This window comes from Candidatus Palibaumannia cicadellinicola, from assembly GCF_002855795.1.
GTDB classification, from domain to species: Bacteria; Pseudomonadota; Gammaproteobacteria; order Enterobacterales; family Enterobacteriaceae; genus Baumannia; species Baumannia cicadellinicola_C.
Genome location: NZ_NJPO01000167.1, coordinates 1 through 3,502 on the forward strand (window position 1 = coordinate 1; position 3,502 = coordinate 3,502).

Consider the following 3,502-nt stretch of genomic DNA (forward strand, 5'->3'; position numbering starts at 1 on the left):
ACTCTTATGAGCTAAGAGCTAATTATCCTGATTTTACTTTCAATTGAGTGATCTATAAACACTACAGAGTAATAGAGTAATATAGAAGAGATAGAAAGTTCTACTTCTTTTCTTCAACTGTTCTTTGACTTTGCTATAAGACTTCACATGATCTCCTGTCTGGTCTACATTTGATAGACGTCAAAATACGTAGCACTCGATGCTTAGCAAGCGCTAAAAACACTATAAGGATAATATATGAATAAAACTCAACTAATTGATGTAATTGCGGATAAAGCTGATCTCTCCAAAGCACAGGCTAAATTAGCACTGGAATCAACCTTGGCAGCAATTACTAAGTCTCTGAAAGAGGGTGATGCCGTACAATTGGTTGGTTTCGGTACTTTCAAAATTAATCATCGTAGCGAGCGCATTGGCCGTAATCCACAGACTGGTAAAGAAATAAAAATAGCTGCTGTTAACGTGCCGGCATTTATGTCTGGTAAAGCATTAAAAGAAGCAGTAAAGTCAACGTAGTATGTATGCACCGTTAAAGTAGAGGAGAAAATCTCTCCTCTCTTTAGGACGATAGAGCTTGATTTGAGCTAGTTTAAGTTTTACTAAGCTTTGCAGGCAATACCCCTACCCTATAACCGATATCGCGCCGGTAAAAACTATTCTGCCAATGTATTGAGTCGACTACTTGGTAAACACGTGCTTGCGCTTCTGCTATTTTATAGCCTAGCGCGGTAACGCACAAAACTCTACCGCTCTGTGTCAAAATCTTACCTTGCTCCAGACATGTTCCAGCATGGAACACTTTCTCTTCATTGCTATCTTTTGTCGGCAAGCCACTAATTTCATAACCAATGCGGTAATCGCCAGGATAACCACCTGATGCTAGTACCACGCTTAAGGCACATCTTTCGTCCCACTCTGATATCTCTTGATCTAAACAACCTTCGGTTGCCGCTAGACAATGCGCTACCAAGTCGGAGCGCATACGAAACATTATGGTCTGGGTTTCCGGATCTCCCAAACGGCAATTAAACTCCAGAACTTTCGGCTGGCCCTCTGGTGTAATCATTAAGCCGGCATAAAGAAAACCAGTATAGGGATTATCTTCCCATGCCATGCCTTTTACTGTCGGCAAGATTATCTGATCTAATATTTGATTATACAATTGATTAGTAACTACCGGCGCCGGGGAATAGGCTCCCATCCCGCCAGTATTAAGGCCGGTATCTCCATCACCTACTCGCTTATAATCTTGGCTCGTCGCCATCGGTAAAACATGTTTGCCATCCACCATAACGATAAAACTTACCTCTTCACCACGGAGGAATTCTTCAATGACAATGCGATGGCCAGCTTCGCCAAACATTTTACTAACTAGTATATCCTTAATAGCGGATTCTGCTTCAGCTAAGGTTATAGCTACTATCACTCCCTTGCCAGCGGCTAATCCGTCCGCCTTAATTACAATAGGCACTCCTTGCTGCTGCACATAATTTATAGCTGGCCCTATTTCGGTAAAATTCTGGTAAAAACCAGTGGGAATATGATGGCGAGCTAAAAACTCTTTAGTGAAAGTCTTAGAACCTTCTAACTGTGCCGCTGCTTGGGTTGGGCCGAACACCCGTAGCCCAGCAGCATTAAAAACATCCACGATACCTTTTACTAGCGAAACTTCCGGACCTACTATAGTTAAACCTATATTTTGCTGTTTAGCAAAAGCCACCAGCGCTGGAATATCGGTAGCTGCGATATTAATATTTGTTATTGACTGCTCAAGAGCGGTGCCAGCGTTACCAGGAGCTACGAATATTTTTTCTGCTAAAGGAGAGCTCGCTGCTTTCCATGCCAAGGCATGTTCACGTCCACCGTTACCAATAATTAATATATTTATGAGTTAGCTCCTATGTTTAGTGGCGAAAATGACGTATATGAGTAAAAATCATAGCAATACCATGCTCATTGGCAGCAGTGATTACTTCTTGATCTCTAATAGATCCACCAGGCTGAATAACACAACTAATACCAACTGCCGCCGCAGAGTCAATCCCATCGCGAAATGGAAAAAAAGCATCAGAAGCCATGGTTGATCCACGTACATCTAAACCTTCTTCCGCAGCTTTGATGCCCGCAATTTTGGCAGAGTAAACGCGACTCATCTGGCCAGCGCCAATACCGATAGTTCGGTTATCTTTCGCATAAACGATAGCGTTTGATTTGACGAATTTTGCGACTTTCCAGCAAAACAGCGCATCACGTATCTCCGACTTCGTCGGCTGACGTTTACTTACTACAAGTAAATCCTGGGGTTTAACCATGCTCAAATCTCGTTCTTGTACTAGTAGCCCGCCGTTTACTCGTTTAAAATCGAGACTAGGTACCTGCTCATTCCATTGGCCGCTCGTCAAAATTCGCACATTCTTTTTGGTTCCCAGTATTGCCAGAGCATCTTTATCGACCGTTGGTGCGATAATAACTTCCACGAACTGGCTGAGAATAATCTCTCTGGCCGTACTAGCGTCTAGTAACTGATTAAAAGCGATAACGCCGCCGAAAGCTGAAGTAGGATCGGTTTGATAAGCACGTTTATATGCTGCTAAAATAGTTTCTCCTGTAGCAACACTGCATGGATTAACGTGTTTAACGATGACACATGCTGGTTCACTAAACTCTCTCACACACTCTAACGCCACGTCAGTATCTGCTATATTATTATAGGAAAGGGCTTTGCCTTGCCACTGTTGTGCGGTAGCTACTGATACATATTGACGCCCAGTATCAATATAGAATGCTGCTAACTGATGACTGTTTTCACCATAACGCATATCTTGTTTCTTAATAAAGTTTAGATTTAAGGTACGCGGGAACTGACCGGACGGTTTACAGCTATCGCTATAATAAGCCTGTACTTGGCGCCCAAAATAGTTAGCGATCTGACAATCGTAGGCTGCTGTGTGTTCAAACGCCTTAATTGCGAGATTAAAGCGTGTTTCTAGGGTAAGAGCGCCCTGATTACTATTCATTTCTGCAATAATCGCAACATAATCTTTAATATTTACTATTATTGCAACATTCATATAGTTTTTAGCAGCGGAGCGCAAAAGGGTTGTACCACCAATGTCTATTTTTTCCACAGCTTCTTCATGGTTACATGTTGCGCACGCAACTGTTTCGGCGAAGGGATAGAGGTTTACTACGACCATGTCAATAGGTTCTATACCATGCTGATGCATGATCGTATCATCGATATTACGGCGGGCTAGGATGCCACCATGTACTTTTGGATGCAATGTTTTTACTCGCCCGTCCATCATTTCCGGAAAACCGGTGTAATCGGAAACTTCTGTTACCTGCAGTCCCGCTTGGACCAACAGGCGCGCAGTTCCACCAGTAGATAGTAGCTTCACCCCGTAGTGGGATAATGATTGTGCGAATTCTAACAGATGAGTTTTGTCCGACACACTAAGTAAAGCGCGGCGGATAGGAAGTGGTGGTAGCATAGAAAATA

Annotated in this window: 3 protein-coding genes; 1 reads left to right on the forward strand and 2 read right to left on the reverse strand. The window is 42.9% G+C overall.

The window, feature by feature from the left end:
- Positions 1–237: 237 nt before the first annotated feature.
- Positions 238–516 carry a nucleoid-associated protein HU-alpha gene (hupA, locus tag CEX73_RS03090; RefSeq protein ID WP_101627121.1) on the forward strand — a complete coding sequence of 93 codons (279 nt, stop codon included), beginning with the start codon at positions 238–240 and terminating at the stop codon, positions 514–516.
- A gap of 73 nt (positions 517–589) precedes the next feature.
- Here hupA and purD read toward each other — a convergent pair whose 3' ends face one another.
- Positions 590–1,888 (reverse strand): phosphoribosylamine--glycine ligase, encoded by a 1,299-nt coding sequence (gene purD / locus CEX73_RS03095; protein ID WP_101627122.1) that lies wholly within the window; start codon positions 1,886–1,888, stop codon positions 590–592.
- Between the two features lie 16 nt (positions 1,889–1,904).
- The gene (purH, locus tag CEX73_RS03100) at positions 1,905–3,494 is read right to left on the reverse strand and encodes a bifunctional phosphoribosylaminoimidazolecarboxamide formyltransferase/IMP cyclohydrolase (protein WP_101627123.1); all 1,590 of its coding nucleotides are present in this window, start codon (positions 3,492–3,494) and stop codon (positions 1,905–1,907) included.
- Positions 3,495–3,502: the final 8 nt, after the last annotated feature.

Coding starts and splice junctions, on each gene's coding strand:
- purH (WP_101627123.1), bottom strand. CDS start 3,494: ATGCTACCACCACTTCCTATCCGCCGCGCTTTACTTAGTGTGTCGGAC.
- hupA (WP_101627121.1), top strand. CDS start 238: ATGAATAAAACTCAACTAATTGATGTAATTGCGGATAAAGCTGATCTC.